The following is a 26,290-nucleotide window of genomic DNA, read 5'->3' as shown; positions in this document are numbered from 1 at the left end:
TATTCTCCATTACGACCGCACCCATGCCAAAATACAAGCTAAACAAAGTAAGCTTACAATTGTTACTGTATCACTTATTTTCCAGCGTAGTTGCCTAAATTTAGTACGTCCTTCGCCACTTTTATATCCACGAGATTCCATCGCAATCGCTAAGTCCTCTGCACGCTTAAAAGCACTGATAAATAATGGAACGAGTAGTGAGATAATAGCTTTCATCCTATCTTTTATCGGTCCCCCGGCGAAATCAATGCCACGTGACGCTTGTGCTTTCATAATTTTACTCGTTTCATCCATTAATGTCGGGATAAAACGTAGTGAAATTGACATCATTAATGCGATTTCATGAACAGGAACTTTTATACGCTTGAACGGCTTTAATAACGTCTCCAACCCATCTGTAATTTCAATAGGTGTCGTCGTTAACGTTAATAATGTCGTCATTAAAATAATAACGAAGAATCGTATAGAAATGTATATCCCTTGCTCTAATCCTTTTTCATGTATCGAAAACCAACCAAGCTGGAATAGTACTTCCCCTTCTTTATTTGTAAAAATATGCAGGAAAAATGTAAAAAGAAAAATCCACAGAATTGGTTTTAAGCCCGAAAGTACATAACGAATCGGCACTTTTGCAAAAAATAAAGCAATGAGTGCATATAAAAATAAAAATCCATATGAAATCGCATTATTTGCTAAGAAAACAACAAATACATATAAAAAGACAATCAACAGCTTCGTACGAGGATCAAGTTGATGAATGAGTGACTGACCTGGAATATATCTCCCAATAATCAACTGCTGCATGATTCATGACCACCTTTTCGTAACACCTGTACAACTTCATGAGTAAGATCCTCTAAAGATAAGGTAGCCTTCGAAATTGAAATACCAAACTTCTCTTCAATTGCACGTTTATACTTTAAAGACATTGGAAGATCCACACCGATTTGTTCTAATTCATCAGCATATGAAAATACTTCCTCTGCTCTTCCTTGCAAAAAGACCGTTCCTTTATGCATGACCACTATTTGATCTGCATACTTAGCGGCATCCTCCATATTATGGGTAACAAGAATGACTGTAAGCCCCTGTTCCTTATGCAAATTGTAAAACATCTCCATGAGCTCGTGCTGTCCTTTTGGATCAAGCCCTGCTGTAGGTTCATCTAACACAAGCACTTCGGGTTCCATCGCAAGTACGCCTGCTATTGCAACACGCCTCATTTGCCCACCGCTTAATTCAAACGGAGAACGTGCTAATAACTCTATGTCCAATCCAACAAGCTGGATTGCATCTTTCGCCTTTTGTTTTGCCTCTTCTTCAGATACACCAAAATTAGTCGGTCCAAAACAAATGTCCTTTTCAACTGTTTCTTCAAATAGTTGATGTTCTGGAAACTGAAAGACAACCCCTACTTTTTTTCGTAGCGGCTTAAGCTTTTTCTCTTTCTTCCCTGCTGAAATTAAATGTTCACCAATTTGAACCGTACCATTTGTCGGCTGCAATAAACCATTTAAATGTTGAATCATCGTCGACTTACCTGAACCAGTATGACCGATAATGGCATAATAGCCCCCACTTGGAAACGACACGTCTACATCATAAAGTGCGCGTCTTTCAAATGGAGTTTTATATTGATAACGATGTTCTACTTTTTGGAATGTAATCTCCAAAGTTCGTTCACCAAGCTTTCCGTTGTAAGATGCGTATTTTGCAAGTGAATTTCATTTCTTTTTAATAATTCTGCTATTTTCACCGAAAAAGGTACATCTAATCCAATCTCTTGGAGCATATGAGAGGATTTGAAAATTTGCTCTGGAGTACCTTCCTCTAATATTTCTCCCTTGTTCAAAATAATAATACGGTCTGACTGTGCCGCTTCTTCTAAATCGTGCGTAATCGATAATACCGTAATACCCTTTTGATCAACAAGTTGTCTGACCGTTTCTACTACTTCACGTCTCCCCTGAGGGTCTAACATTGAAGTTGCTTCATCTAGTATTAAAATAGATGGTTGAAGTGCTAGAACACCTGCTATTGCGACTCGCTGCTTTTGTCCACCAGATAACGAATGGGGTTCTTCATTTAAAAAATCTTCCATACGGACAAGTTGCAGAGCTTGTTCTAGTCTTTCTATCATCTGCTCCCTTGGCATTCCGATGTTCTCTAGGCCGAATACAACGTCATCTTGTACTGTCGTTCCAACAAATTGATTATCTGGATTTTGAAATACCATGCCAATTTGCTTTCGAACATCCCATACTGTTTCCTCTGATAAAATCATTGTATCATTTAAAGTAATTTTCCCTGATTCCGGTAAAAATAAGCCATTCAATAATTTTGCAAGTGTAGACTTCCCTGAACCATTTTGTCCAATAACAGATACCCATTCTCCTTCATATAAGGAAAACGAAACATCTTTTAATGCATAAGAGGCTGCCCCAGGATATTGAAATGATATATTTTCTGTCCGAAGTTTCTCTTTTTTCAATACAAGGCACCCTTTCTTTCGTCAAGTTAGCCTATTTTTATACTTAAAAAAAAAGGGCCATGACCAGTTACTTGAAAAGAACTGTCCTGCCCTTTTAATCATCATTATACTAACTCGATAATTACCATTGGTGCTGCGTCTCCGCGACGTGGACCAATTTTTGCAATACGAGTGTATCCGCCTTGGCGCTCAGCATAGCGTGGAGCTACATCAGCGAATAATTTTTGAAGTGCATCTTGACCAGTCTCAGCGTTAGCAACCTCATTACGGATGAAAGCTGCTGCTTGACGACGAGCATGAAGATCTCCGCGTTTACCTAAAGTGATCATTTTTTCCACTACAGAACGAAGTTCTTTTGCACGAGTTTCTGTCGTTTGGATGCGCTCGTTGATAATTAAATCAGTAGCTAAATCACGTAGCATAGCTTTACGTTGCGCACTTGTACGGCCTAATTTTCTGTATGCCATTCGTAGTTCCCTCCTTTGTTGATGGGTTTAAATCCTCAGTCGTCTTTACGTAAACCTAAACCTAATTCCTCAAGTTTATGTTTAACTTCTTCTAAGGATTTACGTCCTAAGTTACGAACTTTCATCATATCTTCTTCTGTTTTGTTCGCAAGCTCTTGTACAGTATTAATTCCTGCACGTTTTAGGCAATTATAAGAACGAACAGAAAGATCTAGTTCTTCGATAGTCATCTCAAGAACTTTTTCTTTTTGATCTTCTTCCTTCTCGACCATAATCTCAGCATTTTGTGCTTCGTCAGTTAAACCAACAAAGATATTTAAATGCTCAGTTAAGATTTTGGCACCTAAAGAGATAGCTTCTTTTGGCCCGATGCTTCCATCCGTCCATACATCAAGCGTAAGCTTATCATAATTAGCCACTTGTCCGACACGTGTCTTTTCCACTTGGTAAGTCACACGTGATACTGGAGTATAAATAGAATCAATAGGAATTACTCCTATTGGTTGATCTTCGCTTTTATTTGCATCAGCTGGCGTATACCCACGGCCACGCTTTGCAGTTAAACGCATGCGGAAATGCGCATTTTTTGCTAACGTCGCAATGTGTAAATCTGGATTTAAGATTTCAACATCACTATCGTGAGTAATATCAGCAGCTGTGACAATACCTTCGCCCTGTACATCGATTTCCAACGTCTTCTCTTCATCAGAGTAGATTTTAAGAGCTAACTTTTTCAAGTTTAAGATCATCGTCGTAACGTCTTCTACTACGCCCTCAACTGTTGAAAATTCGTGTAAAACGCCATCGATTTGGATAGCAGTTACAGCGGCACCAGGGAGTGAGGATAAAAGAATACGACGTAAGGAGTTACCCAAAGTAGTACCATATCCACGCTCAAGCGGTTCAATCACGAATTTGCCATACTTAGCATCTTCGTTAAGTTCAACCGTTTCGATTTTCGGTTTTTCGATTTCAATCATTAACTAAACCCTCCTTCAAAACGTCGAAACCCCGGTTAAACAAAGGAAGAACCTCTGTTTAACCGAAAGTCCCCCTTAGGCAGTTCCCGATTGTGCACAACAAGCGATGTTTCTGTACGAAATTTCTCGATAATGCATCATATCCATTATAGACAAAAGGGAAAATTCTATACAGAAAAATTACACACGACGACGTTTTGGTGGACGACATCCATTATGAGGAACTGGAGTAACATCTCTAATTGCTGTTACTTCTAGACCTGCCGCTTGAAGAGCACGAATTGCAGCTTCACGACCAGCACCAGGACCTTTAACAGTAACCTCTAAAGTTTTTAAACCATGCTCCATTGCAACTTTAGAAGCAGCTTCAGCAGCCATTTGCGCAGCGAATGGAGTAGATTTACGAGATCCACGGAAACCAAGTGCACCAGCACTAGACCAAGAAAGTGCGTTACCATGAGTATCTGTAAGTGTTACGATTGTGTTGTTGAAAGTAGAACGAATATGAGCTATACCAGCTTCAATATTCTTTTTCACACGTTTTTTACGAGTGTTTGTTTTACGTGCCATTGTTAGTTCAACCTCCTTTACTTATTATTTCTTTTTATTTGCTACTGTACGACGTGGACCTTTACGTGTACGAGCATTGTTTTTAGAGTTTTGACCACGAACTGGTAAACCACGACGGTGACGAAGACCACGGTAAGAACCGATCTCCATTAGACGTTTAATGTTAAGAGATACTTCACGACGAAGGTCTCCCTCAACTTTAATACGATCGATGATATCACGGATACGTCCTAATTCATCTTCCGATAAATCACGAACTCGTGTTTCCGAAGAAATACCAGCTTCTGTAAGAATTTTTTCAGCAGTTGTGCGACCAATGCCGAATACGTAAGTTAAAGAAATAACAACGCGCTTGTCACGAGGAATATCTACACCTGCGATACGTGCCATTTTGAATGCACCTCCTTCTGATTAACCTTGTTTTTGTTTATGTTTAGGGTTTTCACAAATAACCATTACTTTTCCACGTCTACGAATAACTTTACATTTTTCGCAGATTGGTTTAACTGACGGTCTTACTTTCATGTCTCGAACCTCCTTAAAGATTACGGAGTGCTATATTATTTAAAACGGTACGTAATACGACCACGATTTAAATCGTACGGAGATAATTCTACCGTAACTTTGTCTCCTGGTAAAATACGAATGAAGTTCATACGGATTTTACCAGAAACGTGAGCCAATACGACATGCCCATTCTCTAATTCTACTTTGAACATAGCATTTGGCAACGTTTCAAGAACGGTACCTTCGACTTCAATTACATCATCTTTAGCCATTCAATAGTTCTCCCTTCTTCAAATCAGTAACATTTTACACTGCTCTGAAATCCCGGAGAGCCAGCTACTTATAAAGTGGTAAGGATTTCGTATCCTGCTTCTGTAAGAGCAATCGTGTGCTCAAAATGGGCACACCATTTACCATCTACCGTTACCACTGTCCAGTCATCAGATAGTGTTTTTACATATCGTCTTCCTTGATTCACCATCGGCTCAACACAGATGACCATTCCCGGCTTTAATCTAGGGCCTCTATTTGGTGGACCATAGTGCGGGATTTGAGGGTCCTCATGTAAGTCTTGCCCGATTCCGTGACCAACATACTCCCTAACGATCGAGAACCCATTCTCTTCAGCATGTGTTTGAACCGCATGCGAGATATTTGATAATCTTTCGCCTGGTTTTACTTGTTCTAGACCAAGATACAACGATTTTTCTGTGACATCAAGTAGCTTTTGAACAGATTCAGAAATGTTTCCAACTGGATACGTCCATGCAGAATCACCATGGTACCCATTGTATTTCGCACCAATATCGATACTGATGATATCGCCCTCTTCGAGCTTACGCTTCCCTGGAATCCCGTGTACAAGCTCTTCATTTACAGAAGCACAAATGCTCCCCGGAAATCCGTTGTATCCTTTAAAAGATGGCGTAGCACCATATTTTCGAATCGTCTTTTCCGCTATTTGATCGAGCTCTTTCGTTGTAATTCCTGGAGTAATATGTTGTTTCAACTCTTGATGAGTTAAAGCAACGATCCTGCCAGCTTCTCGCATGATTTCTATCTCGCGAGGAGTTTTGCAGATGATCATTACGCTAAGTCTCCGATGAGAACATCGATATCAGCAAATACTTTATTGATATCTTGCTCACCATTAATGCTTTGTAAGTAGCCAAGCTCCTCGTAGAAATCAAGCAAAGGTTTTGTTTGCTTAATATTTACATCTAAACGATTTGCTACAGTTTCTTCATTGTCATCAGAGCGTTGATATAATTCGCCACCACATTTATCGCACACATCAGCTTTTGCTGGCGGATTGAATTCTAAGTGGTAAGTCGCACCGCATTCTTTACAAATGCGACGGCCTGTAAGGCGTTTTAATAACAACCCTGAATCCACATTAATGTTTAAAACATAGTCGATTTTTTTGCCAAGATCTTTCATAATCTCTTCAAGAGCTGATGCTTGTGCAACAGTTCGTGGGAAACCATCTAATAAGAAGCCTTTAATACAGTCTTCTTGGCTTAAACGTTCACGAACAATTCCAATTGTAACTTCATCTGGAACAAGCGCACCTTTATCAATAAAAGATTTTGCTTGTAAACCAAGTTCAGTTTCAGCCTTCATAGCTGCACGGAACATATCTCCTGTTGAGATGTGAGGGATGTTATACTTGGCAATAATCTGTTCGGCTTGTGTACCTTTACCAGCACCAGGAAGCCCCATTAAAATCAAGTTCATCCTTGTTCCCCCTCAGTACATGAGCATGTAGGGAAGACAGTTCTTCCCACTTACTCACTGCTTGATAAACCCTTTGTAATGGCGTTTTACCAATTGGCTTTCTAGCTGCTTCATTGTTTCTAAAGCAACGCCGACAACGATTAACATACTCGTTCCACCAATCTGTGCAGATGGAGGAAGATTTCCCAATTTCGTAAAGATAACTGGTAAGATTGCAATCGCTGCTAGGAAAATTGATCCCACAAAGGTCAAACGATACAAGATTTTTGTTAGATATTGTTCTGTATTCTTACCCGGACGAATACCCGGAACATATCCACCTTGCTTGTTTAGATTCTCTGACATTTGCTCTGGATTAACCTGAACAAATGCATAGAAATATGTGAAGGCTACAATGAGCGCAACATATATGATCATTCCCACTGGGTGAGAATAGTTAAAGTTTGCAATAATCCACTGCGACACATCATGTTTCGGGAAGAACTGTGCAATAGTTGGAGGCGTAATTAAGAATGAAACAGCAAAAATGACTGGAATAACACCCGCACTATTTACCTTAAGTGGTAAATGAGTGTTTTGTGCTCCAGCATGATTCCCATTCCCTCCTGTTACACGCTTCGCGTATTGAATTGGGATCTTTCTAACAGCCTGTTGAATGAAAATAACACCAACAATAACCGCTAGCACAGCTAGTAAAATCAATGCAACTTTAACGATACTCATGAACAATTGATCTCCGATATTTTGAAACTGTTGTTGATACACTTGAGATATAACACTTGGGATCGCTGCGGCAATACCGCCAAAGATAAGAATGGAAATACCATTACCTACACCTTTAGCTGTAATCTGTTCACCTAACCACATTAAAAATGCAGTACCAGCAGTCAGTACCGTAGCAATGTATAAATAAGTGCTCCAACCTGGATTCAAAATTAATTGCCCACCTACCATACCGTTAAAACCGATTGACATACCAAACCCCTGAATAAACGCAAGAACAATTGTAAAGTAACGCGTGAATTGCGTTAGTTTACGACGGCCCATTTCGCCTTGCTTCGACCATTCCGAAAATTTAGGAACAACATCCATCTGCAATAATTGCACGATGATGGATGCTGTAATATACGGCATGATTCCCATCGCGAAGATGGAGAAGTTTTTCAAGGCGCCACCGCCAAATGTATTTAGGATACCTAAGGCATTTAATTGATCTTGTGCTTTCAGTACGTCTCCATTTGTAAATGGCACTGGGATAAACGTGCCAATCCTGAATACGACTAACATCGCTAAAGTGAATAATATTTTACGTCTTATCTCAGCAACGCGCATAAAGTTGGAGATTGTACGAAACATTAGATCACCTCAACTGATCCGCCAGCTGCTTCAATTGCTTCTTTAGCACTTGAAGAGAACTTGTGCGCTTTAACAGTTAATTTTTTCTCTACTGCTCCGCTTGCAAGAATTTTAACACCGTCGTTTAATTTGCTGATAACGCCAGTTTCCAGCAATAATTCAGGTGTTACTTCTGTACCATCTTCAAAACGATTTAACGTTGATAAGTTTACAATAGTAAACTCTTTACGGTTAATGTTTGTGAAGCCGCGTTTTGGTAAACGACGGAATAGTGGAGTTTGACCACCTTCGAAGCCAAGACGAACACCGCCGCCAGAACGTGCGTTTTGTCCTTTATGACCTCTACCAGCAGTTTTACCGTTACCAGAACCGATACCACGACCGACACGGTTACGTACTTTACGAGAACCTTCTGCAGGTTTTAATTCATGAAGTTTCATTCCCAGGCACCTCCTTATATTAATGAGTTATCCTTAAGCTTCTTTTACAGAGATAAGGTGAGAAACTTTGTTGATCATACCAAGAATAGCAGGAGTTTCTTCCTTAACTACAGTTGAATTCAACTTTTTAAGACCTAAAGCTTCTACCGTCGCACGTTGATCTTGCGGACGACCAATTACACTACGAGTGAGGGTAATTTCTAACTTTTTCGCCATTTGTTTTCCCTCCTTAACCTAGTAGCTCTTCTACAGATTTACCGCGTAATTTTGCAACATCTTCAGCGCGCTTAAGTTCGCTTAATCCGTTCACAGTAGCGCGAATCATGTTGATTGGTGTGTTAGAACCAAGAGATTTCGAAAGAATATCTTGTACACCAGCTAATTCTAGTACCGCACGAACAGGTCCACCAGCAATAACACCAGTACCCTCAGCAGCAGGTTTTAAGAATACTTCACCAGCTCCAAAATGACCGTTGATTGTGTGAGGAATTGTTGTACCAACTAATGGTACAGCGATTAGGTTTTTCTTAGCGTCTTCGATAGCTTTACGGATTGCGTCTGGTACCTCTTGTGCTTTACCAGTACCGAATCCAACATGACCGTTTTTATCGCCAACTACAACTAGTGCAGCAAAGCGGAAACGACGACCACCCTTAACAACTTTCGCGACACGATTTATCGTAACTACACGTTCTTCAAGTTCTAATTTACTTGGGTCAATGCGTTGCATCAATTTTCCCTCCTTTGACCATTAAAATTGTAATCCAGCCTCACGAGCAGCTTCAGCTAGAGCTTTAACACGGCCATGGTATAAGTAACCACCGCGATCAAATACTACTTCTTTAACGCCTTTCTCTACAGCACGCTTAGCAACTGATTCTCCAACTTTCGTAGCAGCTTCAGTATTGCTAGTACCGTTAAGAGCAAGGTCTTTATCAAGAGTAGATGCACTTACTAATGTTACACCATTTACATCATCAATAACTTGAGCGTAAATATGTTGGTTAGAACGGTACACGTTTAAACGTGGACGTTCTGCAGTACCAGTAAGTTTAGCACGTACACGTGCATGTCTTTTCTTACGAGTCGCATTTTTAGCAGCTTTAGTGATCATTCTTGTCACTCCTTTCTTTCACCTAACGGGTTTACTTAGCAGTTTTACCTTCTTTACGACGAACAACTTCGCCTTCGTAACGAATACCTTTACCTTTATATGGTTCAGGAGCACGTACAGCGCGGATGTTAGCAGCAAATTCGCCAACACGTTGCTTGTCGATACCTTTAATTACGATTTTAGTTGGTACAGGTACTTCAACTTCAAGTCCTGCTTCTGGAGTCATTTCTACTGGATGAGAATAACCTACGCTTAAAACAAGTTTATCTCCTTGTTTTTGAGCACGGTAACCAACACCGACTAATTCAAGTCCGCGTACGAAACCTGTAGTTACACCTTCAACCATGTTTCCGATTAAAGCACGAGTTGTACCGTGTAATGCACGGTGTTCCTTCTGTTCAGATGGACGCTCAACTGTTAGTGTATTTTCTTCAATTTTGATAGACATATCAGTTTTGAAAGTACGAGTTAATTCACCTTTAGGGCCTTTTACTGTTACAGTATTGTCTTCTGCAACTGTAATAGTAACACCTGCAGGGATTTCAAGAATCTTTTTACCAATACGAGACATGTGGTCACACCTCCGTTCGTTTTAAATATATATTACCAAACGTATGCTACTACTTCTCCACCAGTTTGTAATTGACGAGCGTCTTTGTCTGTCATTACTCCCTTAGATGTAGAAACAAGAGCGATACCTAATCCGTTAAGTACACGTGGTACTTCATCAGCTTTTGCGTAAACGCGTAAGCCAGGTTTACTGATACGTTTTAATCCAGTGATTACACGTTCATTGTTTGCACCATATTTCAGGAAAATACGAAGGATACCTTGTTTGTTATCCCCAATGTATTCTACATCACGAATGAAACCTTCACGTTTTAAAAGTTCAGCGATCTCTTTTTTGATTTTAGAAGCAGGAACCTCTAATTTCTCATGACGTACCATGTTCGCATTACGGATGCGAGTAAGCATGTCTGCAATTGGATCTGTCATCACCATGTGTTTTACCTCCTTCCCATTTGTGGGTTTTACCAACTAGCTTTTTTAACACCAGGAATTTGACCTTTATATGCAAGTTCACGGAAACAAATACGGCAAAGCTTAAATTTGCGGTATACAGAATGCGGACGACCGCAGCGTTCGCAACGTGTATACTCTTGTACTTTAAACTTAGGAGTACGCTTTTGTTTCGCGATCATAGATTTTTTAGCCACGTTTTCGCCTCCTCTACTTAGCGTTGGCTTCCATTATTTTTGGAATGGCATACCGAATTGTGTTAAAAGTTCACGAGCTTCTTCATCAGTTTTCGCTGTAGTAACGATTACGATGTCCATACCGCGGACTTTACTTACTTTATCATAATCAATCTCAGGGAAAATTAGTTGCTCTTTAACACCTAATGTGTAGTTCCCACGACCATCGAATGATTTCTTAGAAACACCACGGAAATCACGTACACGTGGTAAAGAAACTGATACTAATTTGTCGAAGAACTCATACATTTGTTGTCCGCGTAAAGTTACTTTCGCACCGATTGGCATACCTTCACGAAGACGGAAACCAGCGATTGATTTTTTAGCGCGAGTTACAACAGGTTTTTGACCTGCGATTTGCGTTAATTCTTCTACTGCATTGTCTAAAGCTTTTGAGTTAGATACCGCGTCACCAACACCAGTGTTGATTACGATCTTTTCGATTTTCGGTACTTCCATCACAGATTTATAGTTAAACTTGCTCATTAGAGCAGGAGTAATTTCCTTTTGGAACTTCTCTTTAAGGCGATTCAATGAAGTGACCTCCTTTCTTAAGAAAATTATTTATCTAATAATTCACCAGATTTTTTTGCAATACGAACTTTTTTACCATCTTCTACTTTGAAGCCTACGCGAGTAGGTTCGCCTGTTTTCGGATCTAATACCATAACATTAGAAACGTGAATAGGTGCTTCTTTCGTAATAATTCCACCTTGTGGATTTAATTGAGATGGCTTAGAGTGTTTTTTAACGATGTTAACACCCTCAACGATAACACGGTTTTGCTTTGGGAAAGCCACAAGGATAACGCCTTGTTTTCCTTTGTCTTTACCAGTGATTACCTGAACTTTATCACCTTTTTTTACATGCATCTTAATTCTGCACCTCCTTAGCAAGGCAATACCTTAAATTATAGAACTTCTGGAGCTAAAGAAACGATCTTCATGAAGTTGCTATCACGTAATTCACGAGCTACTGGTCCGAAGATACGAGTACCACGTGGGCTCTTATCGTCTTTGATGATAACCGCTGCGTTTTCATCAAATTTAATATAAGAACCGTCCGGACGACGAGCTCCGCTCTTCGTACGTACCACTACTGCCTTAACAACGTCACCTTTTTTAACAACGCCACCTGGTGTTGCTTGTTTTACCGTAGCAACGATAATATCACCAATATTAGCATATTTACGACCAGAGCCGCCTAATACTTTAATTGTTAAAAGTTCACGTGCACCAGAGTTGTCAGCAACTTTCAAACGAGATTCTTGTTGGATCATGTTATGAAACCTCCCTTCGGACTAAAAATTCCGATTCGTCTATTTAGATAACAACCGCTTCTTCAACGATTTCAACTAAACGGAAACGCTTAGTAGCAGAAAGCGGGCGAGTTTCCATGATTTTAACGATATCGCCAAGTTTTGCTTGGTTTTGCTCATCATGGGCTTTGTACTTTTTAGAATACTTAACACGTTTTCCGTACAAGGAATGAGTTTTGTAAGTTTCAACTAAAACTGTAATCGTTTTGTCCATTTTATCAGACACAACACGACCAGTATAAACTTTGCGTTGGTTACGTTCGCTCACTATGCAAACCTCCCCTCAATTTATCGATTAATTCCGATCTCTCTTTCACAAACTACAGTTTTCATACGAGCAATCGCTTTACGCACTTCACGGATGCGAGTTGGATTCTCTAATTGTCCTGTAGCAAGTTGGAAGCGAAGATTGAACAATTCTTCCTTTAAAGCTTTAACTTTTGTTTCGATTTCGGCAGTGGTTAATTCACGAATATCATTAGTTTTCATTAGATTCACCACCATTTTCTTCACGTTTTACGAACTTACATTTCACAGGTAGTTTGTGAGCTGCAAGACGTAATGCTTCGCGTGCTACCTCTTCAGATACACCCGCGATTTCAAACATAATTTTCCCAGGTTTTACTACTGCTACCCAGCCTTCTGGTGCCCCTTTACCGGAACCCATACGTACTTCTAGAGGTTTTGCAGTGTAAGGTTTAGAAGGGAAAATTTTAATCCATACTTTACCGCCACGTTTCATGTAACGAGTCATTGCACGACGAGCAGCTTCGATTTGACGGTTTGTAATCCATGAAGCAGCTTGTGCTTGTAAACCGAATTCACCGAAAGCAATTTCAGTTCCACCTTTTGCACGACCACGCATTTTACCACGATGCTCTCTACGATATTTTACGCGTTTTGGCATTAACATATTATTTTCCTCCTTCCTCAGAAGCTTTCTTTTTTGTAGGAAGGACTTCTCCACGGTAGATCCATACTTTTACGCCTAATTTACCGTATGTTGTATCAGCTTCAACTGCTGCATAGTCAATATCAGCGCGAAGTGTATGAAGTGGAACAGTTCCTTCACTGTAAGATTCTGCACGAGCGATATCAGCCCCGCCAAGACGACCAGAAACCTGTGTTTTAATACCTTTTGCTCCTGCACGCATAGCACGTTGAATAACTTGCTTTTGTGCACGACGGAATGATACACGGTTTTCTAATTGACGAGCGATGTTTTCGCCCACTAATTTAGCGTTAAGATCAGCTCTCTTAACTTCTAAAATGTTAATGTGTACACGCTTGCCTGTTAATTGGTTAAGAGCTTTACGAAGTGCTTCAACTTCAGTACCACCTTTACCAATTACCATACCAGGTTTTGCAGTGTGAATTGTAACATTTACACGATTTGCTGCACGTTCGATTTCTACTTTAGCAACAGCAGAATCTTTTAAGCGTACAGTAATGTACTCACGGATTTTGATGTCTTCATGTAATAACGTAGCATAATCTTTCTCAGCGAACCAACGAGATTCCCAGTCGCGGATAATACCGACACGAAGACCAATTGGATTAACCTTCTGACCCATCGATTATCCCTCCTTCTTTTCTGATACCACAACTGTGATGTGGCTTGTGCGTTTGTTAATTTGGCTTGCACGACCCATTGCACGTGGACGGAAACGTTTCAACGTTGGACCTTCGTCAACGAAGACTTTTTCAACAACTAGGTTGTTAATATCCATCTCATAATTGTGCTCTGCATTTGCGATTGCAGATTTTAAAACTTTTTCTACAACTGGAGAAGCAGTTTTTGGTGTGTGGTTAAGGATAGCAATCGCTTCACCCACTTGCTTACCTCGGATTAAGTCTACTACTAAACGAACCTTACGAGGAGCAATACGAACTGTTCTCACTACTGCTTTAGCTTGCATTGAAGTGCCTCCTCTCATTATCTTCTAGTTTTCTTATCGTCAGCAAGGTGACCTTTATACGTACGAGTTGGTGCGAATTCACCTAACTTATGGCCAACCATATCCTCAGTGATGTACACAGGTACGTGTTTACGACCATCATATACAGCAATTGTATGTCCGATGAACTGAGGGAAGATTGTTGAACGGCGAGACCAAGTTTTAACAACTTGTTTTTGCTCAGATGCAACTAATTTTTCCATTTTGTTCATTAAGTGATCATCGACAAATGGTCCTTTTTTTAAGCTACGAGCCATTTTGGTGCCTCCCTTCGTGATTGGCGTACGGTTCTTGAAATGAACCGTACTACAATCCCATTATTTTTTACGACGACGAACGATAAATTTATCAGACGCTTTGTTTTTCTTACGAGTCTTGAATCCAAGAGTTGGTTTACCCCATGGAGACATTGGAGACTTACGTCCGATTGGAGAGCGTCCTTCACCACCACCGTGTGGGTGATCAACCGGGTTCATTACAGAACCACGAACTGTTGGGCGCTTACCTAACCAGCGAGAGCGACCTGCTTTACCGATTTTGATAAGTTCGTGTTGTTCGTTACCAACTTGACCGATTGAAGCGCGACAAGCAGATAATACTAAACGTACTTCACCAGAAGTTAAACGTACAAGTACGTATTTTCCTTCTTTACCAAGTACTTGAGCAGACGTACCAGCAGAACGGACTAATTGTCCTCCACGACCAGGCTTAAGCTCGATATTATGAACAACAGTACCTACTGGAATGTTGATTAATGGTAATGCGTTACCGATTTTAATGTCAGCTTCAGGGCCAGACATAACTTCCATACCTACTTCTAAAGTTTTAGGAGCAAGAATGTAACGTTTTTCACCGTCAACGTAGTTAATTAATGCGATATTCGCAGAGCGGTTTGGATCGTATTCGATCGTAGCAACGCGTCCTGGAATTCCATCTTTGTTACGCTTAAAGTCGATGATACGGTATTGACGCTTATGTCCGCCACCTTGATGACGTACAGTAATTTTACCTTGGTTATTACGACCAGCCTTTTTGCTTAAAGGAGCAAGTAAAGACTTTTCTGGTCTGTCAGTCGTGATTTCAGCGAAATCATTCGTAGTCATGTTACGACGACCGTTAGTAGTTGGATTATACTTTTTAATTCCCATCTCAATTTCCCTCCTTCTTTAGTAAGAATTAAACGCCTTGGAAGATTTCGATTTCTTTGCTGTCAGCAGTTAGCTTAACGATTGCTTTACGACGACGGCTAGTAAAACCAGCGTGACGACCAACACGTTTTGCTTTCGGCTTGTAGTTCATGATATTTACTTTGTCTACATTAACACCAAAGATCGCTTCTATAGCGTCTTTAACCTCTGTTTTATTAGATTTAACGTCCACGTCGAACGTGTATTTTTTTTCAGCCATCATTTCCATAGAACGTTCAGTGATAACTGGGCGCTTAATGATATCACGAGGATCTCTCATTATGCAAGCACCTCCTCTACTTTTTCCACTGCCGCTTTTGTCATGATTAGCTTATCATGATGAAGCACATCTAGCACGTTTACGCCATCAGCAGTGATTACTGTTACTCCAGGGATATTGCGAGCAGATAACTCTACAGATTCGTTTGCATCAGCAGTTACGATAAGAGCTTTCTTCTCAACAGTTAATCCTTTAAGTACTGCTACCATGTCTTTTGTTTTTGGTGCATTTAACACTAGGTCCTCAAGAACTACAATGTTGTTCTCAACTACTTTAGTAGCTAATGCAGATTTGATTGCTAAACGACGAACTTTCTTAGGAAGTTTGTACGCATAGCTTCTTGGTGTAGGTCCGAATACCGTACCACCACCACGCCATTGAGGAGAGCGGATAGAACCTTGACGAGCACGTCCAGTTCCTTTTTGACGCCATGGTTTACGACCACCACCACGAACTTCAGAGCGAGTTTTTACTTTGTGTGTACCTTGACGTAAAGATGCACGTTGCATCATTACAGCTTCAAATAGTACAGCTTCATTTGGTTCGATACCGAAAATAGCTTCAGCTAATTCGATTTCACCAACCTGTGAACCAGTTTGGTTATATACAGTAACTTTTGGCATTGGAATTCCTCCTTCCTATTGTGAATTATTTGCTAACCTTCACAGCGCCTTGAACAACTACAAGAGATTTCTTAGCACCTGGAACGTTACCTTTTACTAGTAATAAGTTGCGCTCAGTGTCAACTTGAACGATTTCTAAGTTTTGGATAGTAACTTGGTCTCCACCCATACGTCCAGCAAGTTTTTTGCCTTTGAATACACGGTTCGGAGCAACTGGCCCCATTGAACCTGGACGACGGTGATAGCGAGAACCATGAGACATAGGTCCGCGAGATTGTCCGTGGCGTTTAATAACACCTTGGAAACCTTTACCTTTAGAAATTCCTGTTACGTCAACGATTTCACCTACAGCGAAAACTTCAACTTTTACCTCTTGACCAACCTCTAATCCGTCCACGTCTGCATCGCGGATTTCGCGAATGAAGCGCTTAGGAGTTGTAGATGCTTTAGCAGTGTGGCCTTGTTCAGGTTTGTTAGTTAACTTTTCACGTTTATCTTCAAATCCTAACTGAATTGCGTTGTAGCCATCAGTTTCAGTTGTTTTCTTTTGAAGAACAACGTTTGGATTAGCAGCGATTACCGTTACTGGGATTAACTCACCGTTCTCAGCAAATACTTGAGTCATACCGATCTTTCTTCCTAAGATTCCTTTGGTCATGAGTTACACCTCCTACATTTTTAAGTTATATGAATTATAGTTTGATTTCGATATCTACACCAGATGGTAAATCTAAACGCATTAATGAATCTACTGTTTGCGGAGTAGGACTCACGATGTCGATTAGACGTTTGTGTGTGCGCATTTCGAATTGTTCACGAGAATCTTTGTACTTATGAACAGCACGAAGAATTGTGTAAATAGTCTTCTCAGTTGGTAATGGGATCGGACCAGAAACTGTTGCCCCAGAACGCTTAGCTGTTTCTACAATTTTCTCAGCTGATTGATCAAGAATACGGTGATCATAAGCTTTTAAACGGATACGAATTTTTTCTTTTGCCATTATTTTCCCTCCTTCGTTCGCCTATTTCTAAAATAGACCTTCTCCATGGAAATTTCCCCACACCATGCCATGGCAAAGCGGCCGGGTGTGTCAGCAACCTTCCACTTCATCGCAGTCAAAGACCAACATTGTCTATTATACAATGTTATTCGTCTAGATGCAAGCATATTTTTGTTCGCATCTGCTTTTCTCTACTTTTGCTATTATACATGGCACTTTAAAGAATATCAAGTTTTCATCTACTCTTATTCAACTTACAGTTTTTGGGTGTTGTTTTCGTTTTATATACTATAGAAGAAACTCATCCAAAAATAGAAAATACATCTCTTTCTTCTATAGTAATAAGCAATAAAAAAAACTCAAGGGAGAATCCCTTGAGTTTTTAATAATCTAATTAAAGACTACTCAGCAACGATTGTAGCAACTACACCGTAACCTACTGTACGTCCACCTTCACGAATAGAGAATTTAGTTCCCTCTTCGATAGCGATTGGAGCGATAAGTTCGATAGTCATTTCGATGTTGTCACCAGGCATTACCATTTCAGTACCTTCTGGTAATTGGATGATACCAGTTACGTCAGTTGTACGGAAGTAGAACTGTGGACGGTAGTTAGCGAAGAATGGAGTATGACGTCCACCTTCTTCTTTAGATAATACGAAAACCTCAGCTTTGAATTTAGCGTGTGCTTTTACAGAGCCAGTTTTAGCAAGAACTTGTCCACGTTGGATGTCTTCACGAGCAACCCCACGAAGTAGAGCACCGATGTTGTCTCCAGCTTGAGCTTGGTCAAGAAGCTTACGGAACATTTCTACACCAGTTACAGTTGTAGTAGCATTCTCTTCAGCAAGACCGATGATTTCTACTACGTCACCAACTTTAACGATTCCACGCTCAACACGACCAGTTGCAACTGTACCACGACCTGTGATAGAGAATACATCCTCGATAGGCATTAAGAATGGTTTGTCAGTTTCACGTTCTGGAGTTGGGATGTAAGCATCAACTTCAGTCATTAATTCGATGATTTTTTCTTCCCACTCAGCTTCTCCTTGAAGAGCTTTAAGAGCAGAACCTTTAATTACAGGAATATCGTCGCCTGGGAATCCGTATTCAGATAATAGGTCGCGAACTTCCATTTCTACTAATTCTAATAATTCTTCGTCATCTACCATGTCGCATTTGTTTAAGAATACAACGATGTAAGGAACACCTACTTGACGAGAAAGAAGGATGTGCTCACGTGTTTGAGGCATTGGACCATCAGCAGCAGATACTACTAAGATACCGCCGTCCATTTGAGCAGCACCAGTGATCATGTTTTTAACATAGTCAGCATGACCTGGGCAGTCAACGTGTGCATAGTGACGAGTTTCAGTTTCGTACTCAACGTGTGCAGTTGAGATTGTGATTCCGCGCTCTCTTTCTTCTGGAGCAGCGTCGATTTGATCGTATCCGCGTGCTTCAGCACCACCAGCTTTTGCAAGAACTGTAGTGATCGCAGCAGTTAATGTAGTTTTACCATGGTCAACGTGGCCGATTGTACCGATGTTAACATGGGGTTTAGAACGTTCGAATTTAGCTTTAGCCATTCTAAATTCCTCCTTAGTTTATATGGGTTATTTTATATTTAGACTAGAAAGTGAAACTTGCGTCTCACTTTCTAAGCTTACATAAGTAGTTATACTTGAACAATCGATAAAAATCAATTATTCACCTTTATTTTTTTTAATAATTTCTTCAGAAACAGACTTCGGTACTTCTTCATAATGATCAAATGTCATTGAGAATGTTCCGCGTCCTTGAGTGTTAGAACGTAATGCCGTTGCATAACCGAACATTTCAGAAAGTGGAACCATAGCGCGAACAACTTGAGCGTTACCGCGAGCTTCCATACCTTCTACACGTCCACGACGAGATGTTACGTCGCCCATAATGTCACCCATGTACTCTTCAGGAATTACAACTTCAACTTTCATCATTGGCTCAAGAATTACTGGGCTACATTTAGAAACCGCAGCTTTAAGCGCCATAGATGCAGCGATTTTGAACGCCATCTCAGATGAATCGACATCATGGTAAGATCCGTCAACTAACGCAGCTTTGATGTCAACTAGTGGATAACCAGCTAGTACACCATTTTTAAGTGAGTCTTCAAGACCCGCTCCAACAGCTGGGATGTATTCACGTGGAACTACACCGCCGACGATTTTGTTTTGGAATTCAAAACCTTTACCTTCTTCATTAGGTTCAAACTCAATCCAAACGTGACCGAATTGTCCACGACCACCAGATTGACGAGCGAACTTACCTTCAACTTTCGCAGCAGCGCGGAAAGTCTCACGGTATGCTACCTGAGGAGCACCAACGTTTGCTTCCACTTTGAATTCACGGCGCATACGGTCAACGATGATATCAAGGTGAAGTTCACCCATACCAGCGATGATTGTTTGGCCAGTTTCTTGGTCAGTGTGAGCACGGAATGTTGGATCTTCTTCAGAAAGCTTAGATAATGCTGTACCCATTTTATCTTGGTCAGCTTTAGATTTTGGTTCGATAGCTACAGAGATAACTGGTTCTGGGAATTCCATAGACTCAAGGATAACAAGGCTCTTCTCGTCACAAAGAGTATCACCAGTAGTAGTATCTTTTAAACCTACAGCAGCAGCGATATCACCAGCGTAAACTGTTGAAATCTCTTCACGGCTGTTAGCGTGCATTTGTAGGATACGACCTACACGCTCACGCTTACCTTTAGTTGAGTTTTTCACGTATGATCCAGAGTTTAACACACCAGAGTACACACGGAAGAACGTTAACTTACCAACATAAGGATCAGTCATGATTTTGAATGCTAAAGCTGCGAATGGTTCTTCATCGCTAGACTTACGCTCGATAGCTTCATCTGTATCCGGAAGAGTACCTTTAATAGCAGGTACATCTAATGGAGATGGTAGGTAGTCGATAACTGCGTCTAACAGAATTTGAACACCTTTATTTTTGAATGCAGAACCACAGATTACTGGGAAGAATTCTACAGAAGTTGTAGCCTTACGGATACCAGCTTTAAGCTCTTCTACAGTGATTTCTTCACCTTCTAGGTACTTCATCATCATTTCTTCATCAAGCTCAGCTACCGCTTCAATAAGTTTTCCACGGTATTCTTCAGCTAATTCTTTATGCTCTTCAGGAATTTCGACACGCTCGATGTCTGTTCCTAAATCGTTAGCGTACATGTAAGCACACTCTTCAACAAGGTCAATGATACCATTGAACTCATCTTCAGCACCGATTGGTAACTGAATTGGATGTGCGTTTGCTTGTAAACGATCGTGGATTGTTCCTACAGAGTATAAGAAATCTGCACCAATCTTATCCATTTTGTTAACGAATACGATACGAGGTACACCATAAGTAGTAGCCTGACGCCAAACAGTTTCTGTTTGTGGTTCTACACCAGATTGTGCATCAAGTACTGCTACTGCGCCATCAAGTACGCGTAAAGAACGTTCTACTTCTACTGTGAAATCTACGTGTCCTGGAGTGTCAATGATATTTACACGGTGACCTTTCCATTGTGCTGTAGTTGCAGCAGAAGTAATTGTGATACCACGTTCTTGCTCTTGCTCCATCCAGTCCATCTGAGATGCACCTTCATGAGTTTCACCGATTTTATGAATACGTCCTGTGTAATACAGAATACGCTCAGTTGCTGTTGTTTTACCAGCATCGATGTGAGCCATGATACCAATATTACGAGTGTTTTCTAAAGAGAACTCTCTAGTCATTTGGTGTCTTGCTCCTTCCATATATGGATTGGATTATTTTATTTTAAGTAGCAAAAAAGCCACTTTATATTGTTACATATGCCAGTGTCCAGTACCCTCATTATGTAAAACGAGCGCCCAACGAAAGGGAGAGGCATTCTCCCTCTCCACACTTCCATAAGCGACAAATAAAGCGGTTTATGCTTACATTTATTTTACGTTGAATCCTACCAACGGTAATGAGCAAATGCTTTGTTAGCTTCTGCCATTTTATGAGTGTCTTCACGTTTCTTAACAGATGCACCAGCGTTGTTAGCTGCATCTAAGATTTCGTAAGCTAGACGCTCTTCCATAGTTTTTTCACCACGAAGACGAGCATAGTTTACTAACCAGCGAAGACCTAAAGTTGTACGGCGTTCTGGACGAACCTCAACTGGAACTTGGTAGTTAGCACCACCAACACGACGAGCGCGTACTTCAAGAACAGGCATGATGTTCTTAAGAGCTTGCTCGAATACTTCCATTGGTTCTTTATCTGAACGTTCACGAACGATATCGAAAGCGTTATAAAGAATTGTTTGAGATTTACCTTTTTTACCGTCAACCATCATTTTGTTGATTAGGCGTGTTACAAGTTTAGAATTGTACATTGGATCTGGTAACACGTCACGTTTCGCAACAGGTCCTTTACGAGGCATATTGAGTTCCTCCTTTCATTATAAGTTTATTATTTTTTAGCAGGTTTTGGTCGCTTAGTACCATATTTAGAACGTCCTTGCATACGTTTGTCAACACCAGCTGTATCAAGCGCACCACGAACGATGTGGTAACGTACCCCTGGTAAATCCTTTACTCGACCACCGCGAATTAATACTACGCTATGCTCTTGTAGGTTATGACCGATACCTGGGATGTAAGCTGTAACTTCAATACCGTTTGTTAAACGTACACGAGCGTATTTACGTAACGCTGAGTTCGGTTTCTTCGGAGTCATTGTACCAACACGAGTACACACACCACGTTTTTGAGGTGCAGAGATATCAGTTGATTTTTTCTTTAAAGAATTAAAACCTTTGTTTAACGCAGGTGATTTAGACTTCCATACTTTATCAGTACGACCATTTCTCACTAATTGGTTAATAGTAGGCATTTGATTATCCTCCCTTCGCATGTTTGTATGACCACATATCCAGGTGGTTCATTATTAGTTGAAAACAAAGTTTTTGCAAGGAAGAGCAAATGCTCTCTCCTCACAAAAACAGTTTTAACTTATTATTCCTATTGCTGAAGCTCCCACTTGAATCCCCGAAACTTTTCCAAGCTTACGAACTGATTCAACTTTGGTTATGGGTATGTTATGTTGCAAGGCAGTACGAATGATAACATGGGTTAACCGCACATCAGCATCTTCCGCAATAACAACTTCTTTAACTATACCATTTTTGATTGCTTCCAATGTTCGTTTATGACCAACGACTACATTTTCAGCATTTGACACTTTTTGATAAGACATTTAAATATCCTCCAAAGCATCATTCAGGAGCAACCTTGATTATAGTAACATTTTGTCTCATACAATGTCAACTAGGATCAGCTGTTTTTATACAAAATTTACGACGGAAAATTTTACTGTTCCACATAAACTTCATCGTTTTCTACATTCATGTTATCTTGTGTTGTTTTTACAAGATCCACTTTGCGATAACGATTCATACCTGTTCCAGCAGGAACAAGCTTACCGATAATAACATTCTCTTTCAATCCTAGAAGCTCATCGCGTTTACCCTTAATTGCTGCATCTGTTAGAACACGAGTTGTTTCTTGGAATGACGCCGCAGATAAGAACGAATCTGTCTCAAGTGAAGCTTTTGTAATACCAAGTAGAACTGGTCTAGCCGTTGCTGGTTGTTTACCTTTCAGTAACACCTTCGCATTCGCATCAGTAAACTGATGGATATCTAGTAATGTTCCTGGTAATACATCTGTTTCACCCGCATCACTTACACGAACTTTACGTAGCATTTGACGTACCATTACTTCTACGTGTTTGTCACCAATTTCTACCCCTTGCATACGGTATACTTTTTGAACTTCACGTAATAAGTATTCTTGAACTGCTGTAATGTCCGTTACTTTTAGTAATTCCTTCGGATCAATAGAACCTTCTGTTAACTCTTTACCGTGGCTAATTGGCTGTCCTAGAGTTACTTTCAGACGAGCACCGTAAGGAATAGCATACGTACGAGCTTCAACTTCACCCTGTACAACTACTTCTTGGCGATCTTTAACATCGTTGATCGCTGCGATAACACCGTCAATTTCACTGATAACTGCCTGACCCTTCGGATTACGAGCTTCGAAGATCTCTTGGATACGAGGTAAACCTTGTGTGATATCATCCCCGGCAACCCCACCTGTATGGAACGTACGCATCGTTAACTGTGTACCTGGCTCACCGATAGATTGAGCTGCGATAATACCTACCGCTTCTCCTACTTCTACGTCTGTACCAGTTGCTAAGTTACGACCGTAACACTTCTTACACACACCATGGCGAGTATTACACGTAAACGCTGAACGAATGTTTACAGTTTCAACACCCGACTTTTCAACGATATGAGCAATATCTTCAGTAATTAATTGATTTTCAACAACTAATACTTCACCTGTTTCAGGATGTTTTACAGTTTTTCTTGCAAAACGTCCAACAAGACGATCATATAGTGACTCAATAACTTCATTACCCTCTTTAATCGCACCAATTAGTAAACCGCGATCTGTTCCACAATCATCTTGACGAACAATTACATCTTGTGCAACGTCTACAAGACGACGTGTTAAGTAACCAGAATCGGCAGTTTTAAGTGCTGTATCGGCAAGACCTTTACGCGCACCATGCGTAGAGATGAAGTACTCAAGTACTGTTAAACCTTCACGGAAACTCGATTTGATCGGAAGCTCAATGATACGACCAGATGGATTGGCCATCAGACCACGCATACCAGCAAGCTGAGTAAAGTTCGATGCGTTACCACGGGCACCGGAATCACTCATCATGAAGATTGGGTTGCGTTTATTCAAGGATTTCATCAGCTTTCCTTGGATAACATCTTTTGCATTACTCCAAATAGAGATAACGCGATCGTAACGTTCTTCTTCCGTGATTAAACCGCGACGGAATTGTTTAATTACATTATCTACTTTTGCTTGTGCTTCATGGAGAATTTCATCTTTTTCACCTAATACAAGAATATCTGATACCCCAACTGTAATACCAGCTTTTGTAGAGTATTTAAATCCTAAGTTTTTCATACGGTCAAGCATGCGAGACGTTTCTGTAATTTGGAAACGTTTGAATACTTCCGCAATAATATTACCAAGGATTTTCTTGCTAAATGGTGCCACTTCTTCGCGACTAGCAATAATTTCTTTAATGTTCGCACCTTTTTCAACGAAATATTCCGCTGGTGTTTCTTTTTCAAGGTTTGAGTTTGTTGGTTCATTAATATAAGGGAACGACTCTGGTAAGATTTCGTTAAATATTAATTTACCAACTGTTGTTAATAGAAGCTTACTCTTTTGCTCTTCAGTAAACGTTACATTATTTACCGAACTCGCAGCAACTGCAACACGTGTGTGCAGATGTACATATCCATTTTGGTATGCAAGTATTGCTTCGTTTGCATCTTTGAAGACCATACCTTCACCGATTGCACCCTCGCGCTCAAGTGTTAAGTAATAGTTACCTAATACCATATCCTGAGATGGAGTAACAACTGGTTTTCCGTCTTTTGGATTCAAGATGTTTTGTGCCGCTAACATAAGGATACGAGCTTCTGCTTGTGCCTCTGATGATAACGGAACGTGAACCGCCATTTGGTCACCGTCAAAGTCCGCGTTGTATGCAGTACATACAAGTGGGTGAAGACGGATTGCACGACCTTCTACTAGTGTAGGTTCAAACGCCTGGATACCAAGACGGTGAAGTGTTGGTGCGCGGTTTAGAAGTACTGGATGCTCTTTGATCACAGATTCTAAAACGTCCCAAACTTCAGGGTGTACACGCTCGATTTTACGTTTAGCACTCTTAATGTTGTGTGCTAATCCTTTTCCAACTAACTCTTTCATAACGAAAGGTTTAAACAATTCAAGTGCCATTTCTTTCGGCAATCCACATTGGTACATCTTTAAGTTCGGTCCTACAACGATTACAGAACGGCCAGAGTAGTCAACACGTTTACCTAATAAGTTTTGACGGAAACGTCCTTGTTTACCTTTAAGCATGTGAGATAGTGATTTTAATGGACGGTTACCTGGTCCAGTAACTGGACGGCCACGGCGACCATTATCGATTAATGCGTCTACAGCTTCTTGTAACATACGTTTTTCGTTTTGAACGATAATGCTTGGTGCACCTAAGTCCAATAGACGTTTTAAACGGTTGTTACGGTTAATTACACGACGATATAAGTCGTTTAAGTCAGAAGTAGCAAAACGTCCACCATCTAACTGTACCATTGGGCGTAGTTCTGGTGGGATAACTGGAAGAACCTCTAAGATCATCCAAGATGGGTGATTTCCAGAGTTACGGAATGCTTCTAATACTTCTAGACGTTTAATAGCACGAGTACGGCGTTGTCCTTGTGCTGTTTTTAATTCTTCTTTTAAGAAGTCTACTTCTTTATCTAAATCGATGTCTTGCAGTAATTTTTTAATCGCTTCTGCACCCATAGCAGCATGGAATGTACTGCCATATCGATCACGATATGCACGGTATTCTTTTTCAGAAAGTAATTGCTTCTTATCAAGTGGTGTATCTCCACTTTCTGTTACAACATAAGAAGCGAAATAAATTACTTCTTCAAGCGCGCGAGGGGACATGTCTAAGACAAGTCCCATGCGGCTCGGGATACCTTTGAAATACCAAATATGAGATACAGGAGCAGCTAATTCGATATGACCCATACGTTCACGACGAACTTTTGCACGCGTTACTTCAACGCCACATCGATCACAAACTACACCTTTATAACGTACACGTTTATATTTCCCGCAATGACATTCCCAGTCCTTTTGTGGTCCGAAAATACGCTCACAGAACAAGCCATCTTTTTCAGGCTTTAACGTACGATAGTTAATTGTTTCTGGTTTCTTAACTTCACCGTATGACCAAGAACGAATCTTGTCAGGTGAAGCAAGTCCAATCTTCATATATTCAAAGTTATTTACATCTATCAA

The 26,290-nt window shown here is 40.4% G+C and carries 39 protein-coding genes; all 39 read right to left on the bottom strand.

Annotated elements, in window-relative coordinates; all coding sequences use genetic code 11:
* Window positions 1–9 precede the first annotated feature (9 nt).
* Window positions 10–804 (bottom strand): energy-coupling factor transporter transmembrane component T family protein, encoded by a 795-nt coding sequence (locus tag B5P40_RS25515; RefSeq protein WP_002124692.1) that lies wholly within the window; start codon window positions 802–804, stop codon window positions 10–12.
* Complete coding sequence (locus tag B5P40_RS25510) at window positions 792–1,673, bottom strand: energy-coupling factor ABC transporter ATP-binding protein (RefSeq protein ID WP_002124690.1); 882 nt, start codon at window positions 1,671–1,673, stop codon at window positions 792–794. Before B5P40_RS25510 ends, B5P40_RS25515 begins: the two co-directional genes overlap by 13 nt.
* Window positions 1,649–2,491 carry an energy-coupling factor ABC transporter ATP-binding protein gene (locus B5P40_RS25505; protein WP_113710118.1) on the bottom strand — a complete coding sequence of 281 codons (843 nt, stop codon included), beginning with the start codon at window positions 2,489–2,491 and terminating at the stop codon, window positions 1,649–1,651. Before B5P40_RS25505 ends, B5P40_RS25510 begins: the two co-directional genes overlap by 25 nt.
* Window positions 2,492–2,595: 104 nt before the next feature.
* On the bottom strand, window positions 2,596–2,958 hold the full coding sequence (rplQ, locus tag B5P40_RS25500) for a 50S ribosomal protein L17 (protein ID WP_000331490.1): 363 nt from the start codon (window positions 2,956–2,958) through the stop codon (window positions 2,596–2,598).
* Between the two features lie 35 nt (window positions 2,959–2,993).
* Complete coding sequence (locus tag B5P40_RS25495) at window positions 2,994–3,938, bottom strand: DNA-directed RNA polymerase subunit alpha (protein ID WP_002029340.1); 945 nt, start codon at window positions 3,936–3,938, stop codon at window positions 2,994–2,996.
* Between the two features lie 180 nt (window positions 3,939–4,118).
* Window positions 4,119–4,508, bottom strand: coding sequence for a 30S ribosomal protein S11 (rpsK, locus tag B5P40_RS25490; RefSeq protein WP_002009745.1), 390 nt, complete (start codon window positions 4,506–4,508; stop codon window positions 4,119–4,121).
* Window positions 4,509–4,532: 24 nt separating this feature from the next.
* Window positions 4,533–4,898 (bottom strand): 30S ribosomal protein S13, encoded by a 366-nt coding sequence (gene rpsM / locus B5P40_RS25485; RefSeq protein ID WP_002009746.1) that lies wholly within the window; start codon window positions 4,896–4,898, stop codon window positions 4,533–4,535.
* 21 nt (window positions 4,899–4,919) lie between these two features.
* Window positions 4,920–5,033 carry a 50S ribosomal protein L36 gene (gene rpmJ, locus B5P40_RS25480; protein WP_000868344.1) on the bottom strand — a complete coding sequence of 38 codons (114 nt, stop codon included), beginning with the start codon at window positions 5,031–5,033 and terminating at the stop codon, window positions 4,920–4,922.
* A 35-nt stretch (window positions 5,034–5,068) separates the two neighbouring features.
* Window positions 5,069–5,287 carry a translation initiation factor IF-1 gene (gene infA, locus B5P40_RS25475; RefSeq protein WP_001029884.1) on the bottom strand — a complete coding sequence of 73 codons (219 nt, stop codon included), beginning with the start codon at window positions 5,285–5,287 and terminating at the stop codon, window positions 5,069–5,071.
* A gap of 68 nt (window positions 5,288–5,355) precedes the next feature.
* Window positions 5,356–6,102 (bottom strand): type I methionyl aminopeptidase, encoded by a 747-nt coding sequence (map, locus tag B5P40_RS25470; RefSeq protein ID WP_000582542.1) that lies wholly within the window; start codon window positions 6,100–6,102, stop codon window positions 5,356–5,358.
* Window positions 6,102–6,752, bottom strand: coding sequence for an adenylate kinase (locus B5P40_RS25465; protein ID WP_002009751.1), 651 nt, complete (start codon window positions 6,750–6,752; stop codon window positions 6,102–6,104). Before B5P40_RS25465 ends, map begins: the two co-directional genes overlap by 1 nt.
* Window positions 6,753–6,806: 54 nt before the next feature.
* Window positions 6,807–8,108, bottom strand: a complete 1,302-nt coding sequence (gene secY / locus B5P40_RS25460; protein WP_002124688.1) for a preprotein translocase subunit SecY — start codon at window positions 8,106–8,108, stop codon at window positions 6,807–6,809.
* Complete coding sequence (gene rplO / locus B5P40_RS25455; RefSeq protein WP_002009754.1) at window positions 8,108–8,548, bottom strand: 50S ribosomal protein L15; 441 nt, start codon at window positions 8,546–8,548, stop codon at window positions 8,108–8,110. The genes secY and rplO overlap by 1 nt, the downstream gene beginning before the upstream one ends.
* 33 nt (window positions 8,549–8,581) lie before the next feature.
* Complete coding sequence (gene rpmD, locus B5P40_RS25450) at window positions 8,582–8,764, bottom strand: 50S ribosomal protein L30 (RefSeq protein WP_002009757.1); 183 nt, start codon at window positions 8,762–8,764, stop codon at window positions 8,582–8,584.
* Window positions 8,765–8,777: 13 nt separating this feature from the next.
* Window positions 8,778–9,278 carry a 30S ribosomal protein S5 gene (rpsE, locus tag B5P40_RS25445; RefSeq protein ID WP_002009759.1) on the bottom strand — a complete coding sequence of 167 codons (501 nt, stop codon included), beginning with the start codon at window positions 9,276–9,278 and terminating at the stop codon, window positions 8,778–8,780.
* Between the two features lie 21 nt (window positions 9,279–9,299).
* Window positions 9,300–9,662: a 50S ribosomal protein L18 gene (gene rplR / locus B5P40_RS25440; protein ID WP_002009761.1), complete on the bottom strand. Its 363-nt coding sequence runs from the start codon at window positions 9,660–9,662 to the stop codon at window positions 9,300–9,302.
* 31 nt (window positions 9,663–9,693) lie between these two features.
* Window positions 9,694–10,233, bottom strand: coding sequence for a 50S ribosomal protein L6 (gene rplF / locus B5P40_RS25435; protein ID WP_002009762.1), 540 nt, complete (start codon window positions 10,231–10,233; stop codon window positions 9,694–9,696).
* Between the two features lie 32 nt (window positions 10,234–10,265).
* Complete coding sequence (rpsH, locus tag B5P40_RS25430; RefSeq protein WP_002009764.1) at window positions 10,266–10,664, bottom strand: 30S ribosomal protein S8; 399 nt, start codon at window positions 10,662–10,664, stop codon at window positions 10,266–10,268.
* 29 nt (window positions 10,665–10,693) lie between these two features.
* Window positions 10,694–10,879, bottom strand: a complete 186-nt coding sequence (gene rpsN, locus B5P40_RS25425; protein WP_001085700.1) for a 30S ribosomal protein S14 — start codon at window positions 10,877–10,879, stop codon at window positions 10,694–10,696.
* Between the two features lie 33 nt (window positions 10,880–10,912).
* Window positions 10,913–11,452 (bottom strand): 50S ribosomal protein L5, encoded by a 540-nt coding sequence (rplE, locus tag B5P40_RS25420; RefSeq protein WP_002091528.1) that lies wholly within the window; start codon window positions 11,450–11,452, stop codon window positions 10,913–10,915.
* A gap of 26 nt (window positions 11,453–11,478) precedes the next feature.
* Complete coding sequence (gene rplX / locus B5P40_RS25415) at window positions 11,479–11,790, bottom strand: 50S ribosomal protein L24 (RefSeq protein WP_000558201.1); 312 nt, start codon at window positions 11,788–11,790, stop codon at window positions 11,479–11,481.
* A gap of 38 nt (window positions 11,791–11,828) precedes the next feature.
* Entirely contained in the window at window positions 11,829–12,197 is a 369-nt protein-coding gene (rplN, locus tag B5P40_RS25410; protein WP_000615912.1) for a 50S ribosomal protein L14, read from the bottom strand.
* 43 nt (window positions 12,198–12,240) lie between these two features.
* Complete coding sequence (rpsQ, locus tag B5P40_RS25405) at window positions 12,241–12,504, bottom strand: 30S ribosomal protein S17 (protein WP_002091526.1); 264 nt, start codon at window positions 12,502–12,504, stop codon at window positions 12,241–12,243.
* A 20-nt stretch (window positions 12,505–12,524) separates the two neighbouring features.
* Complete coding sequence (rpmC, locus tag B5P40_RS25400) at window positions 12,525–12,725, bottom strand: 50S ribosomal protein L29 (protein WP_002091523.1); 201 nt, start codon at window positions 12,723–12,725, stop codon at window positions 12,525–12,527.
* Window positions 12,715–13,149 carry a 50S ribosomal protein L16 gene (gene rplP / locus B5P40_RS25395; protein ID WP_000928969.1) on the bottom strand — a complete coding sequence of 145 codons (435 nt, stop codon included), beginning with the start codon at window positions 13,147–13,149 and terminating at the stop codon, window positions 12,715–12,717. Before rplP ends, rpmC begins: the two co-directional genes overlap by 11 nt.
* Window position 13,150: 1 nt before the next feature.
* Window positions 13,151–13,810 carry a 30S ribosomal protein S3 gene (gene rpsC, locus B5P40_RS25390; protein WP_002009771.1) on the bottom strand — a complete coding sequence of 220 codons (660 nt, stop codon included), beginning with the start codon at window positions 13,808–13,810 and terminating at the stop codon, window positions 13,151–13,153.
* Window positions 13,811–13,813: 3 nt separating this feature from the next.
* A complete protein-coding gene (rplV, locus tag B5P40_RS25385; RefSeq protein WP_002009773.1) occupies window positions 13,814–14,155 on the bottom strand; it encodes a 50S ribosomal protein L22 in 342 nt (113 codons plus the stop codon).
* A 17-nt stretch (window positions 14,156–14,172) separates the two neighbouring features.
* On the bottom strand, window positions 14,173–14,451 hold the full coding sequence (gene rpsS, locus B5P40_RS25380; RefSeq protein ID WP_000124452.1) for a 30S ribosomal protein S19: 279 nt from the start codon (window positions 14,449–14,451) through the stop codon (window positions 14,173–14,175).
* A gap of 60 nt (window positions 14,452–14,511) precedes the next feature.
* A complete protein-coding gene (rplB, locus tag B5P40_RS25375) occupies window positions 14,512–15,342 on the bottom strand; it encodes a 50S ribosomal protein L2 (protein WP_000511584.1) in 831 nt (276 codons plus the stop codon).
* Window positions 15,343–15,370: 28 nt separating this feature from the next.
* A complete protein-coding gene (gene rplW, locus B5P40_RS25370; protein ID WP_001205557.1) occupies window positions 15,371–15,661 on the bottom strand; it encodes a 50S ribosomal protein L23 in 291 nt (96 codons plus the stop codon).
* A complete protein-coding gene (gene rplD / locus B5P40_RS25365; RefSeq protein WP_001127261.1) occupies window positions 15,661–16,284 on the bottom strand; it encodes a 50S ribosomal protein L4 in 624 nt (207 codons plus the stop codon). The genes rplW and rplD overlap by 1 nt, the downstream gene beginning before the upstream one ends.
* A gap of 25 nt (window positions 16,285–16,309) precedes the next feature.
* Window positions 16,310–16,942, bottom strand: a complete 633-nt coding sequence (gene rplC / locus B5P40_RS25360) for a 50S ribosomal protein L3 (RefSeq protein WP_098886925.1) — start codon at window positions 16,940–16,942, stop codon at window positions 16,310–16,312.
* Between the two features lie 34 nt (window positions 16,943–16,976).
* Window positions 16,977–17,285, bottom strand: a complete 309-nt coding sequence (gene rpsJ, locus B5P40_RS25355) for a 30S ribosomal protein S10 (protein WP_001040595.1) — start codon at window positions 17,283–17,285, stop codon at window positions 16,977–16,979.
* 401 nt (window positions 17,286–17,686) lie between these two features.
* Window positions 17,687–18,877, bottom strand: coding sequence for an elongation factor Tu (tuf, locus tag B5P40_RS25350; RefSeq protein WP_002009778.1), 1,191 nt, complete (start codon window positions 18,875–18,877; stop codon window positions 17,687–17,689).
* Window positions 18,878–18,994: 117 nt separating this feature from the next.
* On the bottom strand, window positions 18,995–21,073 hold the full coding sequence (gene fusA / locus B5P40_RS25345) for an elongation factor G (protein WP_002113318.1): 2,079 nt from the start codon (window positions 21,071–21,073) through the stop codon (window positions 18,995–18,997).
* Between the two features lie 206 nt (window positions 21,074–21,279).
* Window positions 21,280–21,750, bottom strand: coding sequence for a 30S ribosomal protein S7 (rpsG, locus tag B5P40_RS25340; protein WP_001137492.1), 471 nt, complete (start codon window positions 21,748–21,750; stop codon window positions 21,280–21,282).
* Window positions 21,751–21,779: 29 nt separating this feature from the next.
* On the bottom strand, window positions 21,780–22,202 hold the full coding sequence (gene rpsL, locus B5P40_RS25335; protein ID WP_001142341.1) for a 30S ribosomal protein S12: 423 nt from the start codon (window positions 22,200–22,202) through the stop codon (window positions 21,780–21,782).
* Between the two features lie 114 nt (window positions 22,203–22,316).
* On the bottom strand, window positions 22,317–22,565 hold the full coding sequence (locus B5P40_RS25330; protein ID WP_000121833.1) for a 50S ribosomal protein L7ae-like protein: 249 nt from the start codon (window positions 22,563–22,565) through the stop codon (window positions 22,317–22,319).
* A gap of 113 nt (window positions 22,566–22,678) precedes the next feature.
* The gene (gene rpoC, locus B5P40_RS25325; protein ID WP_002009783.1) at window positions 22,679–26,290 is read right to left on the bottom strand and encodes a DNA-directed RNA polymerase subunit beta'; all 3,612 of its coding nucleotides are present in this window, start codon (window positions 26,288–26,290) and stop codon (window positions 22,679–22,681) included.

Source organism: Bacillus sp. SRB_8 (assembly GCF_003264205.1).
Classification (GTDB): domain Bacteria; phylum Bacillota; class Bacilli; order Bacillales; family Bacillaceae_G; genus Bacillus_A; species Bacillus_A mycoides.
This window is presented reverse-complemented; position numbering and strand designations above follow the sequence as displayed.